A 2,287-nucleotide genomic window follows, 5' to 3' on the forward strand; every position below is an offset into this window, starting at 1 on the left:
AGTATCATTATTATTTGAAAGATCATCAGGGTAATAATCGTGTGGTTGTAGATGAGGAGGGAACGGTTGAGGAAGTGAACGATTATTATGCTTTCGGCGGATTGATGTCAACAAGTTCCCGGCAGAGCGTCCAGCCTTATAAGTATAATGGCAAGGAGTTGGATCGTAAAGGTGGGTTGGACTGGTATGATTATGGAGCGAGACATTATGATTCGGTGTTAGGAAGGTGGAATGGAGTGGATCCGTCCTGTGAGAAACATTACAGTTGGAGTCCTTATGTTTATTGTAAGAATAATCCGGTATTAAGGATAGATCCGGATGGGAAGGATGATTATGTGATAAATTATCATGGGCAACTTCAATTGATGAGGAGGACGAATAGAATTGTTGATGTTTTATATGCTAGCGGAACAAGCGGGACAGTGTCGAAAATAAATCCTGAATGGAAGAATATCAAGGTATTTGACAAGTCTATTTTACCTGCATTGGAAACAAATTTAGGCAATAATACCAGTGGTGCTGATTACTTTGCAGAAACATCTAGCGCGTATGATGCGGCTAATATCGCAACATTTGGTATTGAGAATACCGGAGTTGAGTGGAAATATACTGCCGGATACAGGGATGGAGAGAAGAAATATATCATAGGAAACAGTAGCCGTGATTATAGTGTTTCTACATTGGAAGGTATAAATAATAATCCATTTGAAGGCTTTCAGCCAATCGTGGATATTCATTCTCATCCCAGCACTCAAGGCGCATCCGAGCATGATATGCTGAATGCAAAAGGCAAGAATGGAGTATCTTTTGGAGTTTATTTTAAGGATAATAAAACCCTTTATGAATATAATTCCGTAAGAAGTAACCTGAACTCTATAAAAATGAACTCCATGCTGGATTTAATGAGATATACATTTAGAAAATATAATGAAAACGATGAGGAGGAGTAATTGCATTCTGTTTATAAAGATGATGATCCTTTCGACCCTGGCATTTTCATGCCGGGGTTTGAATGATCGTAAGGTGGATCCCGTAGTCATTGCCCATGCCAAAGCGGTGATAGATTCGAATTTTTTGCACAGCCCCTATCTGCAGGTTGCACAGTATGAATTCAATACAGCTTGGCTGTATATTATTGCGCCTAAACATTCTTTTTGGTTTTGGACGGAGAAAGGAGGTCCCGATAATGCTTATGAACTCCCAACCGACTTTCTTGAATATAAAGGGAAATTTATATTCTTTTATCTTAAGAATAAAAAGCGGTTGAGCGAGGAATTCCTTGATAAAACAATGAGGCAAAAAAAAGGGGAAAATTATATAGAATTGGACACGCACACACATATGGATACTTGTGGTATATGGGTGTATTTTAAAGATAAATATTCGGATAGATCTGCATATGTACATTGCGGCGATCGTCAGCCCTTTTCTGCATACCCTGAATTGCGTTACTTCTTATGTAATGAACAGGATTCATCCGTTTATTATTCTCATATTATTGATATGCGAATGTGGAAGCCATATATATATGGAACGGAAACCAAAAACGGAAAATTTTTGAATCCCAATCAAATAGAATTTAGCGTGAAAATATGTAACCGTACAGATTCTGCACTTTATATAAGTACGCGACCGGAAGAGTATGGTCATTTTGTTTTTAAAGATGGTGAAAACTCTTTAACTTTCCATGTAAGCGATGCGGAAGGTGCTGCTGAAGTATCTCCCGGAATGTATGAAATAACTCCCCATACCGACATTGTCTTAGACTTATCCACAGAAAAGAATCCTATTGTATTTAAGAATGTTCCTCGGAAGAAATATCCGGAGAAAATACATCAAATGGTTTATGATTCCGTATATTACCTTCCGACGCATACTGTACCCCAAAGCGAGAAAAGGTATATTTGGAATAAGAAATTTAAGGTTTACCCTCTTTATCTTAATTCTTATTATTACCGTATAGATAGTGTGGAACATACTGTTTTTTGGGATGGAGAAATAGACGAAATTATCGGAAGAAAGTTTAAAAGGTGAAGTACCCTTCCGGTTCCTATGTTGTCCGCAGGGGTTTATAAGCAAATATTAAAGTCGGCACAGGAGTATTATGTGCACAGCAACGTCTGTTCGCGTTTCGCGTATGAGGCTTCCCACCGTAATTTGCTGTTAAAAGAGTTTGGTGTTTGTGCCTCCTCCGGGTTACCAGGATCATCCGGATCTGGATCTTTATGCTTACATATATCGTTATGACTATCTGGATCGTCTTGTTTATAAGAAGCTTCCCGGTTGC

At 38.4% G+C, this 2,287-nt stretch carries 3 protein-coding genes; 2 read left to right on the top strand and 1 reads right to left on the bottom strand.

Going from position 1 to position 2,287, the window contains the following annotated elements:
* Positions 1 to 950 (top strand): RHS repeat-associated core domain-containing protein (locus tag BHV72_RS00250; protein WP_286853315.1); only part of this gene is annotated, 950 nt, incomplete at its 5' end.
* Positions 951 to 969: 19 nt separating this feature from the next.
* Positions 970 to 2,034 (top strand): hypothetical protein, encoded by a 1,065-nt coding sequence (locus tag BHV72_RS00255; RefSeq protein ID WP_122135034.1) that lies wholly within the window; start codon positions 970 to 972, stop codon positions 2,032 to 2,034.
* 68 nt (positions 2,035 to 2,102) lie between these two features.
* Here the strand turns inward: BHV72_RS00255 and BHV72_RS00260 are convergent.
* Positions 2,103 to 2,287, bottom strand: a 185-nt coding sequence (locus BHV72_RS00260) for a hypothetical protein (protein ID WP_286853316.1), incomplete at its 5' end; no start/stop codon positions are given.

The organism is Bacteroides sp. 43_46 (assembly GCF_001915455.1).
GTDB classification, from domain to species: Bacteria; Bacteroidota; Bacteroidia; order Bacteroidales; family Bacteroidaceae; genus Bacteroides; species Bacteroides caccae.

What these genes read in the sequence shown, in the direction of transcription:
- BHV72_RS00255 (WP_122135034.1), top strand. Translation starts at nt 970, where the DNA reads ATGATGATCCTTTCGACCCTGGCATTTTCATGCCGGGGTTTGAATGAT.